The sequence below is a fragment of the Peptococcaceae bacterium genome, from assembly GCA_024655825.1.
Lineage (GTDB): Bacteria > Bacillota > Peptococcia > DRI-13 > PHAD01 > JANLFJ01.
The window spans coordinates 40,703-62,354 of sequence record JANLFJ010000005.1; the positions used below are offsets into that span (position 1 = coordinate 40,703).

Annotated in this window: 24 protein-coding genes and 1 riboswitch; of the genes, 21 read left to right on the top strand and 3 right to left on the bottom strand. The window is 49.2% G+C overall.

Going from position 1 to position 21,652, the window contains the following annotated elements:
• Positions 1-138: 138 nt before the first annotated feature.
• Positions 139-759: a hypothetical protein gene (locus tag NUV48_03130; protein ID MCR4441130.1), complete on the bottom strand. Its 621-nt coding sequence runs from the start codon at positions 757-759 to the stop codon at positions 139-141.
• A gap of 153 nt (positions 760-912) precedes the next feature.
• The gene (locus NUV48_03135) at positions 913-1,233 is read right to left on the bottom strand and encodes a cation transporter (GenBank protein ID MCR4441131.1); all 321 of its coding nucleotides are present in this window, start codon (positions 1,231-1,233) and stop codon (positions 913-915) included.
• A gap of 256 nt (positions 1,234-1,489) precedes the next feature.
• Here NUV48_03135 and NUV48_03140 point away from each other — a divergent pair, with 256 nt between their 5' ends.
• The 21 genes from NUV48_03140 (at position 1,490) to NUV48_03240 (ending at position 20,152) form a co-directional block, all read left to right on the top strand.
• Positions 1,490-2,065 carry a CAP domain-containing protein gene (locus NUV48_03140; GenBank protein MCR4441132.1) on the top strand — a complete coding sequence of 192 codons (576 nt, stop codon included), beginning with the start codon at positions 1,490-1,492 and terminating at the stop codon, positions 2,063-2,065.
• A 196-nt stretch (positions 2,066-2,261) separates the two neighbouring features.
• A complete protein-coding gene (locus NUV48_03145; protein MCR4441133.1) occupies positions 2,262-3,431 on the top strand; it encodes a hypothetical protein in 1,170 nt (389 codons plus the stop codon).
• 177 nt (positions 3,432-3,608) lie between these two features.
• Positions 3,609-4,430, top strand: coding sequence for a CAP domain-containing protein (locus NUV48_03150; protein ID MCR4441134.1), 822 nt, complete (start codon positions 3,609-3,611; stop codon positions 4,428-4,430).
• 144 nt (positions 4,431-4,574) lie between these two features.
• Positions 4,575-4,790, top strand: a complete 216-nt coding sequence (locus tag NUV48_03155; protein MCR4441135.1) for a hypothetical protein — start codon at positions 4,575-4,577, stop codon at positions 4,788-4,790.
• 128 nt (positions 4,791-4,918) lie between these two features.
• Positions 4,919-5,173, top strand: coding sequence for a hypothetical protein (locus NUV48_03160; protein ID MCR4441136.1), 255 nt, complete (start codon positions 4,919-4,921; stop codon positions 5,171-5,173).
• Between the two features lie 181 nt (positions 5,174-5,354).
• Complete coding sequence (locus NUV48_03165) at positions 5,355-6,158, top strand: CAP domain-containing protein (protein MCR4441137.1); 804 nt, start codon at positions 5,355-5,357, stop codon at positions 6,156-6,158.
• 115 nt (positions 6,159-6,273) lie between these two features.
• Positions 6,274-7,050: a hypothetical protein gene (locus NUV48_03170; protein ID MCR4441138.1), complete on the top strand. Its 777-nt coding sequence runs from the start codon at positions 6,274-6,276 to the stop codon at positions 7,048-7,050.
• Between the two features lie 169 nt (positions 7,051-7,219).
• Positions 7,220-8,053, top strand: a complete 834-nt coding sequence (gene pgeF, locus NUV48_03175; protein MCR4441139.1) for a peptidoglycan editing factor PgeF — start codon at positions 7,220-7,222, stop codon at positions 8,051-8,053.
• Between the two features lie 4 nt (positions 8,054-8,057).
• Positions 8,058-8,756, top strand: a complete 699-nt coding sequence (locus NUV48_03180) for a response regulator transcription factor (GenBank protein MCR4441140.1) — start codon at positions 8,058-8,060, stop codon at positions 8,754-8,756.
• A 2-nt stretch (positions 8,757-8,758) separates the two neighbouring features.
• The gene (locus NUV48_03185; protein ID MCR4441141.1) at positions 8,759-10,123 is read left to right on the top strand and encodes an ATP-binding protein; all 1,365 of its coding nucleotides are present in this window, start codon (positions 8,759-8,761) and stop codon (positions 10,121-10,123) included.
• 86 nt (positions 10,124-10,209) lie between these two features.
• Entirely contained in the window at positions 10,210-10,971 is a 762-nt protein-coding gene (gene pstB / locus NUV48_03190; GenBank protein MCR4441142.1) for a phosphate ABC transporter ATP-binding protein PstB, read from the top strand.
• A 60-nt stretch (positions 10,972-11,031) separates the two neighbouring features.
• Positions 11,032-11,688 (top strand): phosphate signaling complex protein PhoU, encoded by a 657-nt coding sequence (gene phoU / locus NUV48_03195; protein ID MCR4441143.1) that lies wholly within the window; start codon positions 11,032-11,034, stop codon positions 11,686-11,688.
• Positions 11,689-11,822: 134 nt separating this feature from the next.
• Entirely contained in the window at positions 11,823-12,815 is a 993-nt protein-coding gene (locus NUV48_03200; GenBank protein ID MCR4441144.1) for a hypothetical protein, read from the top strand.
• Positions 12,816-12,837: 22 nt separating this feature from the next.
• A complete protein-coding gene (locus tag NUV48_03205; GenBank protein MCR4441145.1) occupies positions 12,838-13,524 on the top strand; it encodes a YggS family pyridoxal phosphate-dependent enzyme in 687 nt (228 codons plus the stop codon).
• Positions 13,525-13,539: 15 nt separating this feature from the next.
• Complete coding sequence (gene sepF, locus NUV48_03210) at positions 13,540-14,013, top strand: cell division protein SepF (GenBank protein ID MCR4441146.1); 474 nt, start codon at positions 13,540-13,542, stop codon at positions 14,011-14,013.
• 3 nt (positions 14,014-14,016) lie between these two features.
• The gene (gene proC, locus NUV48_03215) at positions 14,017-14,811 is read left to right on the top strand and encodes a pyrroline-5-carboxylate reductase (protein ID MCR4441147.1); all 795 of its coding nucleotides are present in this window, start codon (positions 14,017-14,019) and stop codon (positions 14,809-14,811) included.
• Positions 14,812-14,848: 37 nt separating this feature from the next.
• Positions 14,849-15,109: a YggT family protein gene (locus tag NUV48_03220; GenBank protein MCR4441148.1), complete on the top strand. Its 261-nt coding sequence runs from the start codon at positions 14,849-14,851 to the stop codon at positions 15,107-15,109.
• Between the two features lie 39 nt (positions 15,110-15,148).
• A complete protein-coding gene (locus tag NUV48_03225) occupies positions 15,149-15,664 on the top strand; it encodes a DivIVA domain-containing protein (protein ID MCR4441149.1) in 516 nt (171 codons plus the stop codon).
• The gene (locus tag NUV48_03230) at positions 15,636-15,962 is read left to right on the top strand and encodes a DUF167 domain-containing protein (GenBank protein ID MCR4441150.1); all 327 of its coding nucleotides are present in this window, start codon (positions 15,636-15,638) and stop codon (positions 15,960-15,962) included. The genes NUV48_03225 and NUV48_03230 overlap by 29 nt, the downstream gene beginning before the upstream one ends.
• 135 nt (positions 15,963-16,097) lie before the next feature.
• Entirely contained in the window at positions 16,098-18,887 is a 2,790-nt protein-coding gene (gene ileS / locus NUV48_03235; GenBank protein ID MCR4441151.1) for an isoleucine--tRNA ligase, read from the top strand.
• A 2-nt stretch (positions 18,888-18,889) separates the two neighbouring features.
• Positions 18,890-20,152, top strand: coding sequence for an NAD(P)/FAD-dependent oxidoreductase (locus NUV48_03240; protein ID MCR4441152.1), 1,263 nt, complete (start codon positions 18,890-18,892; stop codon positions 20,150-20,152).
• A 50-nt stretch (positions 20,153-20,202) separates the two neighbouring features.
• Here the strand turns inward: NUV48_03240 and NUV48_03245 are convergent, their stop codons facing one another.
• Positions 20,203-21,198, bottom strand: coding sequence for a hypothetical protein (locus tag NUV48_03245; GenBank protein MCR4441153.1), 996 nt, complete (start codon positions 21,196-21,198; stop codon positions 20,203-20,205).
• Positions 21,199-21,372: 174 nt separating this feature from the next.
• A riboswitch (glycine riboswitch) is annotated at positions 21,373-21,475 on the top strand.
• Positions 21,476-21,652: the final 177 nt, after the last annotated feature.

Consider the following 21,652-nt stretch of genomic DNA (forward strand, 5'->3'; position numbering starts at 1 on the left):
GTATTTGCTTAGTTCTGTCATAAACCATTCCTCCTTTCAGGTTGGTTTATTTAGATAAAAAAAGATGAAAAAAGAAGCACACTGGCGGTGCAGTCCAGTGCGCTTCATGGACAGTAAACCCAGCGATTAACTTTAAGATCAGAAACACTGGGCTGGGGGTGGAAGAGGGCATACACCCGGCAGGGTTACACACGGCGCCGGTACGCAAAAACCATAGCTGGGAACGAGAAGCTGAACGGTAAGGATGCACTTGATAACAAAACAAACCTGGATGTTGCAGCTTACGGTTATGCTTCCCAAGTTAACCGCGGTGACAACACAGCTGCATACGATGAGCGAGCTTTCCGAGCAGTCGGGGCTCACGCCTTCTGGGCAGCACAGCGTGACTGTCTTGGTAAAGGTAACTGTCTCCGTTGTGGTTTCTGCAGCGGCGTTGGGATTGGTAAGAACCAGGGGGACCGTCACCAGGACCGTAACAGTGAAAAAACCGTCGCCTACAGCCGTGCGGCTTACTTCTATGCAACTGATACCGGCGGAACCCAGAGCGCAGGGGACGGCCTGACCCACAGTAAAGGTACCTGTCGGGAACTCGCCGCCGATTCCGGTGGTCACGGTAAAATCGCGGGTAAGGTCGTGAATCTGGAAACAGCTGTCGTATACTTTATCTACGACTATGCATTCAATCCGGGTTGGCGGTGGGCAACCTTCCGGTGGGCATACGCCTGGCGAAACTTGCTCAAGCTTTGCTTTATCTGCCATCTCATTTTCCTCCTTGTTGATTTTTAAATGGGTTTTTTTCTAATGTATTGTATTAGCCAAGTCTATAAGTTGTTACAAATAAAAATGAAAAAATAATGTCAGGTGTTGATAGGAAATACTGTGAGACCATCCAGGACTCTACTGGCAACTTTTTCAACCGCGCCGCACATGATGATAACCAAGGTTGGAAATAATGTGAGCAATGGTGGAAAGCGAAGTTGAAACGGGGTTGAAGTATACCGTTAGATTTTTTTGATGGAGAAGCGGCTTTACCCTGACAACTCCGCTTTGAGCAAGCAGTGCGGATGATATTTTTTCCGCGTCGTTCTTGCTTTTCATATCCGTTATATTAATTGTGTAAGCGAATTCTTTTCCCACAACGTGGTAAAAATTAACTCCAGACTGCTGGAAAGGTTGAGTTTTTGAACCCTGGTTTGCCCAGAGGGGATCAAGTCTTTTTTTGTACCAGCTCATTCTGAAACCTCCATTATTACGGTCAGCTTCCAGTTGATTCTAATAGTCCCCGATTCATTATATTCTGCTACAGGCTAAATGTTCGTACCTGGTGTCCTGGAAATAAGCAGCAAAGTATTTTAAAGAGGCAATATTTTACGCAAGACCCGTTGCCCAGCTATTATTCAGGCCGGGAGTCAGGACAACCCAATGTATCAAATTTGTATTGGTTTTTAGGATGGTATATAGTTAAGGCAAAATGATTGAGGGGGCTGCCATGAAAAGAAGTATGAAGAGGAATACGGCTGTTTTACTGCTGGCGCTGTTTGTTTCCTGTATTTTTTTTACCGGACAGGCTTACGCTTCGTGGGGAGCGGCAAAAATAGCCGAACTGAGAGCTAAACAAAGCGGCGGGACCGTTATGCCGGAGCCAATGCCGCCTGTTCAGGAACCGCCTGCCGGTCAAGGAGAAATGTCTCAAGAAGAGTCACTGCTGTTGAAGCTTGTTAATGACGAAAGAACGAAGAACGGGTTGAAGCCGCTTCAGCCAATGCCGGAATTGAACCACCTGGCGCGCCTTAAAAGCGAAGACATTATAAAGTACAACTATTTTTCGCACACTTCACCAACTTACGGTTCTTTTGCTAAAATGGTGTATGATGCAGGCATAAGGTTTTATTCGGTTGGTGAGAACCTGGCCAAAGGGAGGAGCGTTACCCATGCCTTTTATATGTTTTTGGGGAGCGCCGGACACAGGGCCAACATGTTAAACAGCAGCTTCACACATACCGGGATTGGCGTAGTTCATGATCAGTATGGCGTGGTAGTTACCCAGTTGTTTATTATGAAGTAAAAATTTTTGCTTTAATGTAAACCCGGTATTACCGGGTTTTTTATGTTCGATTACGAAACAAGTATATTCCACCGCGTGAGTAACAAAAAAGCCACCTTAGGTAAGCATTGTTAAATGCTTTTTTATTTCGATATGACATCTTTGGCTGGGGTCTCATATAGTGATAATAGTAAAAAAATGAAGGTGGGATAACGCCATGTTTAACGTTTACTGGGGAGACCGGTTCCTGGCCACATATGAAAAGAAAAAGGAAACACCCTTTCTGACATTTTGCGCCGCGAATGGGATACCCTGCGAGTATCGCAGCGGGGCAGAGGAGTATGTTGTTTTTCCGGTCTTAAATGGAGTCACTGTGGCCCTGTCTTCTCTAAATGCGAATAATAAGAATGCACAAGAAGTGGCAAAACAACTTTCAGAAAGTCTGTCTCCCTGGGGGGCGCTCGTAGTCTTCCTTCACCGCGACTTAAAAAATCTTGGACTCATAAAGATACTGAAGGTGCAGATACTTTTAGCCCTGGAGGAAAGTGCAGACAGGCAGGAAACGGGTAAGCTGCGGTTTTTTTATTCTTTAAGACAAAAGAAAGAAAGCCTGGCTATCATCGCTTCAATTGCCAAGCAATTATTGAAGTCAAGGACAGGTATCACCATGGAAATATCCACCATATGCGATGTTGTCAAGAATCTGAAGTACATAAAGTATTATTTCTGCAATGTGCCCACCGTCTTGATTGAAATTGCCGGGCTGGATGTTTTCCAGCTGGAAAACCTGGAAAGAGCTCTGCTGAACGGCATACTGGAAAGATACGGCAGTATTTCACCAGAAGAGCAGTCGACAAAAATAAAAAGGCTGCAGGAGTATATGGAGGAACAGGAACAAGAACAGGCAAATGAGGCGGCAGAAGAGGAGATGCCTGACCCTGGAGAAAGCCGGGATACAAAAAAGGAAGAATTCGACTATTCGGTGAACGAGAGAGAAACACAATCAAAAGAAGATATTATGTCTCAACAGAGGCGGCAGCCAGGCCATAAGAACCAGGCGCAGCCGGAAACTAACGGATGGAAGGTGTCTGGAGATTCACCGGTCGAAAGAGGCAAGAACAAGAAAAGACATTACGGAAAACAAACATCAGCTCTTTTTCCGCCGGGCGATGGACCAGTTTATCAATTTGAGGCGTCTCAGAAAAACAATGTGCTTCAATCCGCTTCCTTGCTGGCGATAGTTGACAGGGAGAACGTGGTCAGCAGTTTTAACGACGAAATCAGAAAAACGGCGGAGTGGATAGTCCGGCAGGGCGGCTGTATATCCAAACAGAATGCTGGCGAAAACGAAAGTGTGTCCAATTCAGATGACGAGCATATCATATAGTGGGAGTTAAGCCTCCCAGGTGGGCGCTTATTGCATCTCATGAATTCCTCATTGGGGAGGATCAGGCGATCCTCCCCAATTCTTTTTCCTGTTATGCCTTAAATTACCTGCTGAAATTATCCCCTTCGTGTGTTAAGGTAGTATAGGCTGTCATAAATACTTTCACAGGAGGGAAAAATGATTAGTAAAACAAAAAGCGGTATAGCTTTTGTGCTGCTTCTGGTTTTCTGCCTGCTGATACTGGCGCCCGCGGTCCAGGCCGCACCCGTTGTCGCCAAGCCGGGTGACAGCAGCGCCACGATTGGCGAAATCAATATGATGCTTAAGTCTTTGGGATACTACTACGGACCGGTATCAGACAAGTACGGTGTTTCCACCAAATACGCCGTAATCATTTTCCAAAGGATGCACAGGCTGCCGGCTACCGGTACGGTGGACGAGCTTACCTACCAGGTTTTAAAGAACGAGTTTAATACAAAAACCGGTGGTGATAAAACACCGGCACCAAGTCCAGAGCCTGCTCCTGTCCAAGAACCGAACCCGCAGCCAGGCACGCAGCCTAAGCCGGAACCCGCACCGGTTCCCGAACCAGCCCCATCACCTGCGCCTGTTTATGGTCTGACAACCGATGAACAAAAAATGTATGAACTGATAAACCAGGAACGGGCCAAAGCCGGGGTTGCTCCCCTGCAGCTAGACATGAGACTGGTGGAAAGCGCGCGGATAAAAAGCAAGGATATGATTGACAATAACTATTTCAGTCACACCTCACCGGTTTACGGAGGATTTGCGACCCTGATCCGCAAGTATGCGCCCGATTACAGATACATCGGGGAAAATATCGCTGGCAACAGGACGGTTGAAGCAGCACAAAGCGCGTTCATGAACAGTGAAGGGCACCGCAGGAATATACTCAACCCCAATTATACTCATGTGGGAATAGGGGTTGTTGACGGCGGCCCGTACGGGAAGATGATTACCCAGCATTTTGGCGGTTAGGAAAAGAATAGCGAGAAGAACTAAAAGAGATTAAACCCATAAAAGGTTTAATCTCTTTTAATTATTTACAGTAACCAAATTGTTGTACATGCAATATCATATATCAGGCAGTCCTAAATACTTATGCCGGAAAGGAGATTATGCATGTTCCCAAATGACCTGGAAAAGATTTTTCAAACTGAAGACGCAGCCCTGGAAAAGTTAGCTAATTTTCTTTTGGATGTTTTAAAATCTGGAGAAAATAACATGGATTCTAACTTGGGAAAGTCATCGTGTTGTTGCCCTGGGTTAATAAAATTTAAGGTCATCGGCAGTACTGTGGTTATAATTAATAACAATGCCGAATGCAAGCGCGATTGAAATTCTGTCCGATTTTTATCATCCTGTTTTTAAAACTGGTTCTTCAAAAAAAGTAACTAAAAGAAGGTAGAAGCATAGTATATAATTGGTCGAGCTAATAATCATTATTCTGGAAGGAGGTTTTTATATTGAAGATTAATGAGATACTTGAGATTCCTCCCGTTCTTACCCCGGAGGTTATTCAGGCCATTGCCGATAACGCTGAGGCACTAAAAGCGTTAAAAGCGGTTTTAAGTTCAGGCGATGAGGCTGTGGCGTTAAGCAATGACTGCCATTCTAAAGATTGCTGCTGCCCTAAATTCCTGAAATTCAAGATCATTGGCTGTACTGTCATTATTATCAACGACAATGCAGAATGTAAAGAAAACAATAATTCTGATTAAGAAAAGACGTATTAATCATCCGGGAGTGTACAGCTCCCGGATTTTGCATCACTAACCCGTCCAACAACTTGCAACAAACAGCAATCGTGCCGGCAACTTTCCTACAATTACCACGAGACTTTATTCGCTAAACATGCTATTTTATGGATACAGGAAAAATTTTAGGGAAAGAGGGAATGGCATGATGAAAAAAAGAACCGTAACGACAATTGGTACCCTTGTTTTCCTTTTTTTTACGCTGGCATTCTTAGCTTCGCCCATGAACGCAGTTGCCAGCAGTTTGCCGGTTAGCGATACCGGTTCCCAGGACAACCCGATAGTAGCGAAAATGGGCGACAGCGGCCCGGTTGTCAGGGAGATAAAAACAATGCTCGGAGCGCTGCGCTATATCAATTTTTACGGGACGCCCAGTACATATTACACAAGGGTTACTGCATACGGGGTTTATTATTTTCAGCGCGACAATAGGCTGGACATGACCGGTATGGTGGACCTCCGCACCTATAATCTCCTGCAGGCCAAATACCTGGCCATGCTGGGAAGGCCGGCGCCTTCACCGGCTCCCGCACCTTCGCCGGCTCCGGTGACGGGCTTGACGGCGGAAGAACAAACGATGATCGATCTTGTTAACCAGGAACGGCTCAAGGCCGGTGTCGCTCCGCTGCAAGTGGACATGAGGCTGGTGGAAAGCGCGAGACTTAAGAGCCAGGATATGATCGACAATAATTATTTCAGTCACACTTCGCCCACCTGGGGCCAGTTTTACACGATCATTCGCCAGAAAACGGGGTCGGATTACGGTTACCTCGGTGAAAACCTGGCGGGAGCGCCGTCGGTTCAAACGGCCCACAGCCTGTTAATGAACAGCGAAGGACACCGTCAAAACATTCTAAATCCAAACTACACGCATATTGGGATCGGCATTAAAAAAGGCGGACCGTATGGTATGATGTTCACCCAGCACTTTGGCGGCGCTGCCAGGTAAAATTACTTTTCGATATTTTTGCTGTGTTTTTATGTTGCCAAGTCACTCCTTCCTTGTACCCATTCATATTATAGGTTAGGCTCTATTAGTTGTGCTGAAAAAAGGAGGGAGTTAATTGCACGAATATGAATTTACGGCCCAGGTGAAACAATTGTGGAAGGACCCGGAGATTCAGGCGCTGGCCAGGCGCTGCTACCATAAATTATTTAAATGCACGCCAGTTATCCTGGAAAAGGTTTGTGCATCCGGGACCAAGTGTTTTCACGACATTCATTATCTCTTTGAAACAGAAGGAGGACTTCCCATCCCGCCCGATGCATGTCCCATCAATTGCGTGGTAAGCAATTTTGCCATCTGCGGCGTGGGAACGGCGCCGTTGAAGCCTGGCGTGCTTGCCCCGCGCAGGGTAGGAGAATGCATAGTTTTCACCGTTGTCTACAAAGTCCGTGTCTGGTTTGAATTCTTTGATACGGTCAATAACAGCGTGGAAGTGGGGATGGCAAGTCAATGTTTCGAGCGCGAGCTGGCGGTACCCGTTGAGGATATAGACGGGGGCTGTGTGCTTTGCCAGCCGGAGGCGGTCGATCTCTGCATCAGGAGAATAAATCTCGACTGTATCAGGGCCGTGGTTGTACCCCGCCCTGAAGGGTTTCCCAAGTCTTTCCCCCCATACGCTATTGAAGTTACGGTGGAAAAGGAATTCTTTGCGCTGGAATCGGGAAGGTCTATTGTCTGTTTGCCCACATGTGTCGAGGAGTGTATCGAACTGCCGTTTCCGATCTTTCCGGGAGAGTGTGTGCCGTTTGAGAAAGAGGCCAAGTGCGACGAATTTTGCCAGGAAACGGACCTGCAGCCCGGCCGCTGCGCCCAGTGCCCGCCGCCTCAGCCATGAGACTATGGGTTTGCATAACAGGCTGTCAAAAAAGCCACTTTACCAGGTGGCTTTTTTGTGTTTTGGGCTGGCTGCCGGCAACCAGGGACAGGGAAAGGACACAGAATTCGTTTTCTTTTTTATAGAAAAAAGGTAAAATGATCTTTAGTAAAGAGTTGGAGGTAAAGTATTGACAGGCTTATTTGTAAAAAAGGAAAAAGAGGGAATCACATTTTATCAAGCGGCTTCATTCGAGGCTGCGGGATTAGTAGTTCACGCTTTCACCGGAAGAAAAGGAGGAGTCAGCAGAGGACTCTTTGAGAGTTTAAATTTGAGCATCTTGACGCAGGACTTGCTGGAAAACGTCCTGGAAAACAGGAGGAGATTGTGCGGGATACTCGGGATCAGCCCTGACAGCCTGACAGGAGCCCGGCAGGTACACGGGGACAGTGTTTACCTGGTAAGAGAGAACGATAAAGGCCGGGGCGCCAGACAGCCTGGTTCGGTTATTCCCGCTGCCGATGCCCTGATGACTGCTGTGCCTGGAATTACCTTGGTTGCCTTTTTTGCAGACTGTGTGCCCGTGTTTTTTTTGGATCCCGTAAAAAAGGCTGTTGCCTTAACCCATGCTGGCTGGAAAGGAACTGTCGCCGGGATTGCCGCGAAAACGGCAGCGGCGATGACCCGGGCTTTCGGAACAAAACCGGAAGACCTTCTGGCAGCAGTGGGGCCGAGTATAGGGCCATGTCATTACCAGGTGGATGGTCCGGTTATTGAAAGGGTCAGGCTGGCCTTCCCGGATGATTATGGTGAATTGCTGCCTGGTATGACGGCGGACGGTCACGCTCGGTTCAATCTCTGGGAAGCCAATGTACGCCAGATTCGCAGTTTGGGAGTACCTGCCCAAAACATAACCGTGGCCGGTATTTGCACATACTGCGAGCAAGAGAACTTCTTTTCGCATCGCCGGGGAATGGCGGGAAGGCAGGCGGCTTTAATTATGTTAAAAAATGAGCAGGGGTGAGAGGATGACGAAAGTACTGGTTGTTGACGATGAAGCCAGTATTGTAGAACTGGTAAAGTATAATCTGGAAAAGGCGGGTTTCCGCGTGGAATGTCTCGATGACGGGTTAAAGGCTGTTAAGCGTATTATGGAAGTTCCTCCGGATTTATTGATTCTTGACCTGATGCTGCCGGGCATGGACGGACTTGATGTTTGCCGCCACCTGCGGCAGCAGGAAAAGACACGCCTGCTACCGATCATCATTCTCACGGCAAGAGTGGAAGAAATCGACAGGGTGGTCGGTTTGGAACTGGGAGCTGATGATTATTTAACCAAACCTTTTAGCCCGCGCGAACTGGTGGCGAGAGTCAAGTCTATTCTTCGCCGGAGCCAGGGCAGCCAAACAAAAGTTGAAGCGGAACCCGGACCGATTGTCAGGGGCCCGCTAAAGATTTATCCTGACAGGTATGAGGCGGTCCTTGACGGCGAAGTGCTGGAACTTACTCCTAAGGAATTTCAGCTCCTGGTTCAGCTGGCGGCTAACCAGGGCAAAGTTTACACGCGGGAATTCTTGCTTGAAAACATCTGGGGATATGAATACCCGGGAGATACGCGGACGGTGGACGTGCATATCCGCCACCTCCGGCAAAAACTTGAAAAAAATTCGGGCCAGCCTGTACTGATAGAGACAATCAGGGGTATTGGCTACAGGTTTAAGGGGTAAAGATGAGCAAACTGGCGATAAGGGTCACATCTGTTTATTTTATTATTTCAATAATTACATTGATGACAATTGTATATATGTCCAGGATACTGGAGAAAGGGCTCTTTTATGTGCCAGCCCTTATTCTGATTTTCCTGGCGGGGGGTGCTGCTTTTTACTTGTGGTTTAACAAGCAGGCTGTGCATATTCGCAAATTGAACGAAATGGCCAAGGCCTTTGCCCAAGGAAACCTGATTCCCACGGGTATTGTTTCAACAGATGACGAGCTAGGGGAACTGAATGACTCCATGTGTCTTATGGCTAAAAATTTGAGCGAGCACCTGAGAAAAACTTTGCAGGAAAAAGACCGCATGGAAACAATACTCACCAGCATGGTGGAAGGTGTGCTGGTTTTTGACTGCCACGGGCGGCTGATACTTATGAACAGGGCTGCTGAGGACATGCTCGGGGTGAAGTTTGAGGATGAATCAAAACACTTTTTTCTGGAGATCTTGCAAAACCACCAGATGGCTGACCTGTTGAAACGGGGCCTTTCGGAAAGCAAGCGGCAGGTAATGGAAGTAAGACTGTCTCCAATGAATAACGAATACTACCGGGTGTATGTGACACCCATCTTGGGGAAGGAAGGCAATTCCCAGGGAGCCGTCATGGTGCTGCGCAATGTGACGAAGGTGAGGCTTCTCGAGCAAATGCGCAGCAATTTTGTCGCCAATGTCTCGCACGAGCTGCGAACACCACTCACTTCAATTAAGGGTTACGTGGAAACCCTGCTGGACGGAGCCCTGGATAACAAAGAGACTGCTCTTCATTTTTTGACGGTTATCAATACGGAAGCCGACCGCTTGAACCGGCTGATCGACGACCTTTTATACCTGTCGCAGCTGGAAACCGGCCGCATGGAGGTTGCCAAGAAAGTAATCGATTCAAAAACGTTTTTAGAAAAGGTTGTGGTCCTGCTGCAGCAGGTCGCCCGAAGCAAAAACATCAACATCGACACGGTTGTTCATCCGGCGGCCCAAACGTTTTTAGGCAACCAGGACATGATGGAACAGGTGATGATTAATTTGCTGGAGAATTCAATCAAGTATTCACATGATGGAGGTTCTGTCAGCGTAGAAATATTCCCGCACGAACAAGGAACAGCCATCAGGGTCAGCGACACGGGAATCGGTATCCCTGTGGAAAGCCTGCCGCGCATATTCGAGCGCTTTTATAGGGTGGATAAGGCGCGTTCACGCCAGGTCGGAGGCACGGGGCTGGGATTGTCCATCGTCAAGCATGTTGTCGACCGTCACCGCGGGCAGGTCCAGGTTGAATCCGAAGAGGACAAGGGGACCACGTTTACGATTATTTTGCCCAAGGCTTGATATTTAACATAATGTTAACCTGGGCTTAAGTAAAAAACATGCCGCCTCTTGTATAATTAAAGACAGTGATGAGAGGTGGTTTTGTTATGGAGCGAAACTATAAAATCACGGTAAAGAATCTGGACCTGTACTACGGGGAACGACAGGCGCTGAAAAATGTCAGTATGGACATAAAGGCGAACAGCGTTACCGCGCTTATTGGTCCTTCCGGCTGCGGGAAATCGACTTTTATCAGGACTTTGAACCGTATGAACGACCTTATCGCGGAAGTGAGGATAAAAGGAGAAGTGGCCATCGACGGGAAAAACGTTTACGGGGATGATGTGGATGTCGTGTCTCTGCGCAAGAGGGTGGGGATGGTTTTTCAGAATCCCAACCCTTTCCCCATGACGGTATATGATAATGTGGCGTACGGCCCGCGAATCCACGGGATAAAAGACCGGCGAAAACTCGGCGAAATTGTTGAAAAAAGTTTGCGGCAGGCGGCGCTCTGGGATGAGGTCAGCGACCGGCTGCACAAACCGGCCCTAGGGCTTTCAGGAGGGCAGCAGCAGCGCTTGTGTATTGCCCGGTTACTGGCGGTGGAACCGGAAATTCTATTGATGGACGAACCTACTTCGGCGCTGGATCCCATTTCGACGTTAAGAATAGAGGAACTGGTGCGAGAACTAAAAAAAGACTATACTATCGTCATAGTGACGCATAACATGCAGCAGGCAGCGAGGATTTCCGAGACAACGGCTTTTTTTCTCCACGGTGAAGTTATTGAGTGTGATGCCACACAGGTGATATTTACCAATCCTCGCCATCAACAGACTGAGGACTATATCACCGGACGGTTCGGATGATAACGTCAAACGGCTTTAGCAATATGTCGAAATATTAAGGGCAGAAAGGAGTAGAACGGCATGATCAGGCATGGCTTTGATGAAAGCCTGGATGGCCTGCAGAAGGACATCTTGCGCATGGGCAAGATGGTGGAGGAAATGCTGGATAAATCAGTTGAATCTTTGAAAAGGCAAGATACAAAAATGGCCGAGGAGGTGTTGAGAAGGGAAGAGCAAATAGACCTCTTGGAGCAGGAAATCGAACAAAAATGTCTCAGCCTTATTGCCACCCAGCAGCCTTTGGCCAAGGATTTGCGTAAAATTGCGGCCGGGTTTAAAATAATTACCGACCTGGAAAGAATGGCCGACTACAGTGAAGACATTGCCAAAGTAACCATTCGCCTGGCTGGAGAACCGCTGATTAAACCGCTGATAGACATCCCCCGCATGAGCAAGCTGGCCGGGCAAATGCTGAGCGACGCGCTTGACGCCTACGTAAGGGAAGATGTCGAACTTGCTTACCGCATGTGCCAGAATGATGATGAAGTGGACCATATTTATGCGCAGGTCATCAGGGAGCTGCTGACGTACATGATGGAGAATCCCAGGACCATAAGCCAGGCTACCAGCCTGATGTTTGTTGGAAGGTATATTGAAAGAATAGCCGATCATGCCACCAATATCGGAGAACGCGTGATTTACCTGGTAACGGGTGTCAAGAAAGAGCTTAATGATTGAGGGAGAAAACCGGCTGGCGAAAAAAATGCCGCATGTGCGGCATTTTTTATCCCGGGGGGAAGGATAACATTTCCTTCTGTAGAATAAATAAACGTTAGTGGTTTAATCATGAGGTTTTGAGAGGCACGAAAAGGTTGCGCGTAGTCGAAAAACAAAAGAATGAAATAATTAAGGATGAAGCAGCCAAGCGGTTAAAGGCAGCAACCCTGCTCGCTGCGGCGTTTGTTATAAAAATACTGGGGATTGTTTTGATAAAAGGCCTGGCGGCCAGCATCATGGTAGAGGCCGTGCAGGTAAAAGCCTCTGTCCTGGAAGACTTCCGACAGGCCGAATTCCTGGTAATCAGGCCAGAAACGACCGTGAACGCTCCCTTTCCGGGGCGGTTTGAAAAGACCCGGCAGGATGGGGAAAGGGTTGCCAGGGGCGCCCTGGTTGGTTACCTGACCAAAGAGGGAGGAACCAGCCTTGAGAAGCTGGAAAAAATTGAGATGAAGGCTCCGCAGGCAGGGATGCTTTCTTACGAAACGGACGGTTATGAAGAACTGTTCCACCCCGCCGTCTGGCCGCAGCCAGATTTGGACAAACTTGCGGAACTGCTGAAACGGTTAGACGGCAAGAACAGTGGAGATGCTAAAAAAAACGGCATGGTTGAAGCAGGTCAAGCGTTGTTTAAAATCATTAACAACCTGGAGCCGGAATACCTGTTTGCCGAAATAAACGAAGACCTGCCCAAAGAAATAAAAACAAACGGCTCTCTCGAGCTGCGCCTGGAAGAAGACGGCAAGACCGTCAACTGCGAGGTGGTTTGCATTTCCCGGACCGGAAGCGGTACAAGGCTTCTCCTCAAGGCACCCGGTATGCCGGAACTGCAAGGCAACCGTAAAGTCGACTGCAGGGTGATTTTAAGGAAGATACCGGGCGTTGTGCTGGACTATGGTGTTGTCGTGGAAAAGAACGGAAAAGAAGGTGTGTATCTTATCGAAAACGGTGTTGTAACCTGGCGCGCGGTAAGCGTGTCGGGAACGGCAGGTGAAATGGCTGTATTCAAGGGCTTGTTTCCCGGAGAATGGGTTGTTGTAACGCCTGAGCTGGTTAAGGAAGGGCAGAGGATATTAACGGAGAAATAGTCGGGATGGAGAGAATATGGAGCTGATAAAACAGAATTTGCTTGTTTTAAAGGAAGAAATTTATGAAGCCTGCCGCCGCAGCGGGCGCAAGCCTGATGAGGTTGTCCTGGTGGCGGTAAGCAAATCGCATCCCGTGGAGACCATCAGGAAGGCCTATGATTTGGGGCAGCGCGTTTTTGGAGAGAATCGCGTCCAGGAACTGCTGAAAAAGCAGCCGGAATTGCCGCCTGATATGGAATGGCATTTGGTTGGAACTTTACAGCGCAACAAGGTCAAACAGGTGATAGACAAGGTTTCCTTGATCCATTCCGTTGATTCGCTGCCCCTGGCGAAAGAAATCAGCAGGCAGGCCGTGTTGAAGGGAAAAACGGCGCATGTGCTTCTCCAGGTGAATATAGCGGAAGAAGCGAGCAAACACGGGTTTTTGCAAAAAGAATTGGCTGCCGCGGTCAAGGAAATTAATGATCTGCCTGGAATAAAGATTAAAGGGCTGATGACAATTGCGCCTATTACCCGGAACCCCCAAGAGGTGCGTCCGGTTTTCAGGCGCCTGCGGGAACTGGCCGGTGAAATGAAAGCACTGGGATTGCCGGACCTGGAGATGGACGAACTATCCATGGGCATGAGCGATGATTTCCAGGTAGCTGTAGAGGAAGGAGCAACCCTGGTGCGGATAGGCAGTCGTATTTTCGGTCCCCGAGTTTACTAAAGGAGGAGGAGGCTCTTGAAAGTCTTTGACAGGTTTTTGGATCTCGTGGGTTTTACTGAGGTCAAAGAGGAGGTTGTAGTGGAGGAAGAGAGTCCTTTGGACGAGGTCCCGGAATGGAAGCCGTCACGGAAAACAAGAGGACAGGTTGTTCCCTTAAATACCAGTAAGGAGCAAATAAAGGTGGTTTTAATTGAACCGGCTGCCTTTGACGACTGCCAGCAAATTGCCGACAGCTTGAAAAACAAGCGCACGGTGATAATCAACCTGGAAAACATCGACCTGGGGCTGGCACGCCGGATCATTGATTTTGTTGGCGGAACTGCCTACGCGCTTGGCGGGGCCTTGCAGAAAATAGGCTCAGGCATCATCATAGCCGTGCCCAGCAATGTTGATATTTCCGGGGACATTCATTCCATGAGCCAGCCCAAAGAGGTCTTTGCCTGGATCAACAAGCTGACGCAGGGGAATGACTTCAACAGGAGGTACTGAGCATTGAAACGCATCGGGTTTATCGGCGGGGGAGCCATGGGAGAAGCTTTTATCAGGGGGCTTCTGACCAGGGGTAGAGACCCCAACACCATTGCGGTAAGCGAAAAGAACCTTGAACGACTGGACCTTTTGAAGAAGAATTATGGGATTGTTTCTTTCCGTGAAAACAGGGAACTGGTGCGCTTCGGCGAGATAATTATTCTTGCCGTCAAACCGCAGAATTTATTGGAGGCAGTGGAGAGTTTTTCGTCGTTGATTACAAGTGACAAGCTTCTTGTCTCCATCCTGGCCGGCGTGACCAGGGCAAAGATCGAGTCCTTGCTGCCGCAGGGGAGCAAGGTGATCAGGGCTATGCCCAATACACCCGCGTTGATCGGCGCAGGCGCTACCGTCCTGGCTGCGGGTCCAGGTGTGGCCCCCGGCGAACTTCAGTCGGTTTGTGAAGTTTTTGAAGCTGTGGGAAGTGTCACCGTTTTGCCGGAGGACATGCTCAACGCTGTTACAGGATTAAGCGGCAGCGGTCCGGCGTTTGCTTATCTTTTTATTGAGGCCTTGGCCGATGGAGGCGTGATGGCGGGGCTTCCCCGGGATACTGCTTATAAGCTGGCAGCCATGACCGTGAAAGGCGCGGCGATGATGGTTTTAGATTCAAAACTTCATCCGGCACAGTTAAAAGACATGGTGACTTCCCCCGGCGGAACCACCATTTACGGGCTTTTGGAAATGGAGAAGGCTGGAGTGAGAGGAGCAGTAATGAAAACAGTTGTGACAGCGGCAAAAAGAGCGGAGGAATTATAGCAGTTTATAAAACGAAACAGCAGGGGAGAGTGGGAAATTGTACCGGCTTATACCTTATGTTCGGGTCGCCTTTGAAGTGTACTACGGGTTGATTATCGTTCGCGTTTTGCTGTCCTGGATACCTCATGATCCGTATAAAAGCGTATTTCGGTTTGTTTACGAGGTTACGGAACCGGTTTTGGCTCCGTTTCGCAGGCTGATTGGAGGGCGAATGATGATCGACTTTTCCCCGATTTTTGCTCTTCTAGCCCTGGAACTGCTGGAAAGGCTGGTAATCAGCATCCTTCGTTACCTGTAAAGCGTGTAAGAAAAGCTGATAGCCGAGGAGGGAAATCGCTTGTTAACGCCACTTGATATTCACAACAAGGAATTTAAAAGAGGGTTTCGCGGTTATGACATTGATGAAGTGGACGAATTCTTGGACGAGGTAATCAAGGATTTCGAGTCGCTGTACAAGGAAAACCTGGAACTCAAAGAAGAAATAAGAAAACAAAAAGAGCACCTCAGCCGTTACAAGGAAACGGAGGATGCCCTGCAGAATACGATGCTGCTTGCCCAGAAAATGTTGGAAGAGTCCAAGAAAAATGCTGAAAAGGAAGCTGAACTGGTGCTGTGGGAGGCCAGGAAGAAGGCTGAACAAATTGTGAGCGGCGCCCACGACCAGGTTACGGAGAACATAAGGAAGGTGGAGCAACTAAAAGCATTTGAAAAACAGCTGAAAACAAGGCTTAAGAGTTTCCTTGCCGCCCAGCTTGAGATGTTGGAGAGCAGCGACTTTGACGAAGAGCCTTGTGCTGGGGCAGAAGGCCGGGAGGAAAACGTTCATGAGTCCGTGGAAGATAACCGAGACTGAAAGCGGGGTCTTGTTCAGCATTAAGGTACAGCCGCGGGCGGCAAGAAATGAAATTGGAGGGCTGCAGGGCCAGGACCTTAAAATAAGACTGACTGCCCCACCGACGGAAGGAGAGGCAAACGAGGCCTGCATCAGGTTTATTGCCGAGTGGCTGGATGTGCCCAAAAATGCGGTAAGAATAATTGCCGGACATACCAGCCGGCACAAGATAATCAAGGCAGCAGGGATAAGCAAGGGAGAACTGATTCGGCGCCTCGAGATGACGCAGGCAAGAAGCGGCATAAAGTTTGAGCTTTGAAGGACGGGGCCGGATTTGACTTTCGCTGCCGCTTTGTTTTATACTTTATGGAGCAAGGGCTGTAAGTGGGGTGGTACCACGGGTAGAACTCGTCCCCTTGGGGGGAGTTTTTGTTTTGTAAGAGGTGAGAAAGGGATGGAAAAGGCTAACAAGTATAATGAAACTCTCAACCTTCCAAAAACAGAATTCCCGATGCGGGCCAACCTTCCGCAGAGGGAGCCGGAGATTTTGAGAAAATGGGAGGAAATCAAACTTTACGATACTGTCCAGGAGTCCTGCAAAGGCCGGCCCAAATTTATCCTGCACGATGGACCTCCATACGCCAATGGGGACATTCACCTTGGGCATACTTTGAATAAGGTGCTGAAAGACATAATTGTCAAATTCCACAGCCTTAGAGGTTATGACTCACCTTATGTGCCGGGCTGGGATACCCACGGCCTGCCTATAGAACAGCAAGCCATCAAGGCCCTGGGCTTAAACAGGCACGCTGCCGATCCCCTGGAGTTCAGAAGGCATTGCAGGGAATATGCATTAAAATACGTAGATATCCAGAGAGAGCAGTTTAAACGCCTTGGAGTAAGAGGGGACTGGGAAAACCCGTACCTCACGCTGAGCCCTGAATTTGAGGCCGTACAAATCGGTGTTTTCGGCGAAATGGCTAAAAAAGGGTATATTTACAAAGGGCTGAAGCCGGTCTACTGGTGTCCGAGTTGCGAAACAGCGTTGGCCGAGGCAGAGATCGAATACAACGAAAAAAAGTCGGCTTCAATTTATGTCAAGTTTCCTGTAAGCCAAGGGAATAACGTTCTGAGAGAGGACAACACGTATTTTGTAATCTGGACAACCACGCCCTGGACGCTTCCGGCCAACATGGCCATCTGTCTCCATCCGGAATTGGAATACAATGTACTGGCGGTTGGCGAAGAAAAGTATGTAGTTGCCGGGGAGCTTACGGCGTCTTTTCTCGAAGTGCTGGGCAACCCGCCGCATTATATCGAAAAAAAATTCCGCGGCGCAAAACTGGAAGGAATTACGTGCCGCCATCCTTTTTATGACCGGAAATCGGTGGTTGTCCTGGGGGAACACGTCACGACGGAGCAAGGAACCGGCTGCGTCCACACCGCTCCGGGACACGGCGTAGAAGACTTCGAGGTCGGTAAAAAATACGGTCTTGAAGTTTTGTCGCCGGTTGACGACAGAGGAAGGTTTACCAGGGAAGCCGGCAAGTTTGCAGGAATGTTTATCGAAGACGCCAATAAGGCAATATCCGCCGAGCTGAAGGAAAGGGGCCTGCTCCTGCACCTGGGATTTATCAGGCACCAGTACCCGCATTGCTGGCGCTGTAAAAAGCCGGTCATGTTCAGGGCGACTGAGCAGTGGTTTGCTTCAATTGACGGGTTCCGCCAGCAAATACTGCAGGCCATCGAGGAGGTCCGCTGGATCCCTGCCTGGGGAAAGGACAGGATTCACAACATGGTAGCCGAACGGAGCGACTGGTGTATCTCCAGGCAGCGAACCTGGGGAGTGCCTATCCCGATTTTTTACTGCAAAGAATGCGGGAAAGAGATCATTAATGATGACACAATCGGCCATTTGCAGAAACTTTTTGCTGAACACGGCTCAGACGTATGGTGGGCCAGGCCGGCAGAAGAACTGATCCCGCCGGGGCTTGCCTGTCCAGCCTGCGGTAGAAGAGAATTCCGCAAGGAAACCGATATTATGGATGTCTGGTTCGATTCCGGTTCAAGCCACTTTGCCGTTCTGGAAAAACGTCCTGAACTGAGATGGCCTGCCGATTTGTACTTGGAAGGAAGCGATCAACACAGGGGTTGGTTTAACTCGTCTTTATCGACATCGGTGGCCGTGCGGGGGACGGCGCCGTACAGGGCGGTTCTGACTCATGGTTTTTTGGTCGACGAAATGGGAAGAAAAATGTCCAAATCCCTTGGGAACGGGATAGACCCTCTGGAAGTTATCGAACAGATGGGGGCGGATATACTGAGACTGTGGGTTTCTTCCGCCGATTACCGGACCGATGTGGCCGCCTCGCCCAATATTCTAAAACAGATAACGGAGGCATACCGGAAAGTTCGCAACACCTGCCGCTACATCCTGGGAAATCTTTACGACTTTAATCCTGAAAAAGACGGGGTATCTTATGAGCAACTAGCCGAAATCGACAGGTGGGCGCTTCTTAAGCTGCACAAATTGATAAAAAGGGTTACGGACGCCTATGAGAATTATGAATTTCATGTGGTATACCACAGCATCCACAATTTCTGTGCCGTGGATATGAGCGCAATATACCTGGACATCATTAAAGACAGGGTCTATACGGCAAAAGCCGGTTCGCTCGAGCGCAGGAGCGCCCAGCAAACCATGTACGAGATAATCTCAGCGCTGGTCAGAATGCTCACCCCCATCCTGGCTTTTACCACGGAAGAAATCTGGCAGTACTTGCCTTATAACAAAGGAGCAGCAACGGTACAGGCAGCCGGATGGCCGGAGTACAACGAACGCTGCGTTGATAGTGATCTGGAAAAACGCTGGGAAAAAATACTGGAGATCAGGGAGTATGCAGCTAAGCCCCTGGAGGAAGCTCGCCAGCAAAAGGTCATCGGGCATTCCCTGGATGCACGCGTTCAGCTGTATGCCGCCGGCGAGTGGTATCAATTTTTGAAGGAATTGGAAAGCGAGCTGCCCACTATCCTGATCACCTCGAGCGTGGCCGTTTATCCTAAAGGGGAAGCGCCGGCCGGTGCTTATTCGAGCGAAGATATTCCGGATGTCGCAGTCCTTGTGCAAAAAGCACCCGGAAAAAAATGCGAACGCTGCTGGATATATTCAGAAACCACGGGATTGGAAGAAGCGCATCCCACCCTGTGCCGGCGCTGCGCGCAAGTAATGGCGGGGCAGAATTGAGGATGAACAACCAGCCGGTTGTGGTAATAGGCGGCGGGGCTGCCGGGATGATGGCAGCTGGCCGGGCCGGGGAACTGGGGGCCAGGGTGATCCTCCTGGAAAAGAACAGGGTGCTGGGGCGAAAAATCGGCATTTCCGGAAAGGGTCGCTGCAATGTCACCAACAGCGGCGAATTACGGGATTTTATCGAAAATTACCCATGTAACGGGCAGTTTTTATACAGTTCGTTAAACAGGTTTTCCAACGTAAACCTCATGCAGTTCCTGGAAAAACGGGGAATCCCGTTGAAAAAGGAAAGGGGCGGGCGCGTTTTTCCGGCCTCTGACCGGGCAGCCGATATTGTTGCAGGATTGAGCAGGTACCTAGCTGAAAACGGAGTGGATGTTCGTTTAGGCGAAAGAGTTTTGGAAATAATGGCGGCAAATGGAGCAGTCAGGGGAATAAGGACTGCCCAAGAAGCAATCAGCGCTTATCAAGTTATTGTAGCCACCGGGGGCAAATCATACCCGGCAACAGGGTCAACGGGTGATGGCTATGACTGGGCAGCGAGGCTCGGGCACACAATAGTGCCGCTGCGGCCAGCCCTCGTACCGCTGAACATAAGGGAGGAATGGGTTAAGGAACTGCAGGGCCTTACCCTGAAAAACGTGGAGGCTTCGGTCCTGGAGGAAGAGAAAGCACTGGCCGGGGAGTTCGGGGAAATGCTGTTTACCCATTTTGGTGTTTCAGGTCCTATTATTATGACCTTAAGCAGAAAAGTTGTGGAGAGGGCGGCAGCACCCGGGAAGCTGAAGCTGAAAATTAACCTTAAACCGGCGCTTTCCAAAGAAGAGCTGGACAGGCGGCTGGCAAGGGATTTTCAAAAATACAGGAAGAAGCAGTTGAAAAATGCCCTGGACGACCTTTTGCCCAAGAGGTTGATTCCCCGGATCATCGAGGCAAGCGGCATTAATCCCGGCAAATTTGTTAACCAGCTGACGAGGGAAGAGCGGAGGCGGCTGCTCGACGTTTTGACCGGCTTTACCCTGACCATTGCAGGACCGCGTTCACTTTCCGAAGCGATTGTGACGGCAGGGGGAGTCTTATTAACAGAAATCAACCCGAAGACCATGGAGTCTAGACTGGTCAAAGGTCTTTATTTTGCAGGCGAGATTCTTGATATCGACGGTTACACGGGTGGATACAACCTGCAGGCCGCTTTTTCCACTGGATACGCTGCCGGTGAAGCGGCCGCGGAAGCGGCCCTTTCTTCGGGCAAACGCTAGGCCGGAATAAAAGGGGTCAGCAAGGGCCTTCCCCTCTTGCTGCTCGCTTGCTACGGGGCTGGTTTAACCTGTTCTTTTTTGGCCAGGATAATCTGGCCTTCTCTGGTTAAAACCTGGTAAAACTGTTTTTGCCAGGGCAAAACCATTGACTCTAGGTGCTTTTCCATATCCCTGAGGATCACGACCGTTTGCGGCCCGGCACCCGGCTGGTCGAGGGTTCCTGCGCTTAAAATGAACCTGCGCCACTCTTTATCCCATTGATAGTTAGCCTGAATATTTCTTGCGGATACAAGGTCAAAATGATAAGGGGCCGGCAGGGTTTCCTTTTCCCCTGCTGGCGAACAAAAAAAACGCTGTTCGCCTTCCACCCGGACCTGGCAAGAGGGTGCAGCCTGCATGGTGACGGTGAGTTCCTGGATGAGTTTATACCACTGCGCCGGCCGGGTCTGCGGGTCATACCAGGTATTGAGCAGGTTTAATTCCCAGAATGTTTGCTCTTCCCACGCGGTTTCCGGCTTGTTTTTTTGCCAGGTCCAAAGCTTGAGGGTTTGCGATTCCGAGTATGCGCCCGTTCTTTCATTGTGGTCCTCCCGGGTTATAAGGATATCCTTTCCTTCGGGACCGGCAACCTGATCGATCCTGCCCACCGGCAGCAGGTCGTCTATAAAACAACAGAGGACATAGCGGGAATTTTGTTTTTGTATTACGGCCAGGATCCCTCTGTCCGGCGGCAGGGAAAACGCAAAGACCAATTCCGGTTCTTTATCGCCAAACATATCGAGGAACAGGTGCTTTTTTTGCCATGGTTCTCCGGCCAGGTCGGGAACTATATAGCGCAAAAGCGCCCGGGACGTTTCATTGACCGCGTCTTCCACCAGCACGGGGTTTTTTGACTGCAGCAGGTTCACCTGGACTTGCGGGAAAACAGGAAGCGGGCCGGTGATGAGGCCTGATGCCGGGATTAGTGCTTTTTGCTGCACGGTATACCACCAGGCTAAAAAAAGGAGGCAGAATATTAAAAGCTGCCCGGCTATTTTTTTTCTCATGGAGAACCTCTCAAAGGATGGTCTTGTTAATAATACATTTTATTCAGCGGTTTTAGGAATATTGATTCAAATACCACCGCCAACAGTAAAAAGAAAGATAGAAATAATAATCCGCTGGCAGGAATACCGAAAAACGCGTGGAATATTTACCATGAAACTTAAAAAAGGTACGGATGAAGCCCGGCGGGAGAGTCTCTTAATGAGCGCCGAAGGAGCAAAACCGGAAAATTACTGGCGCCGGTTGAATCTCTCAGGCAAACAGCACCGCAGGTGGACGTGTCCCTGGAGAGGTATTTATGCCGGCATAAATACACCAAAGGGGTAAACCGGGATTTACCGGAGAAACTCTCAGGTAAAAGGACAGGGAAAACAGTAGGAGAATGTTGCTGCTGTTTTGCTTTGTCCTTTCTTTTTGGGATTAGAAATTAAAAAAACGGGCAGATTTTGAAAAAGA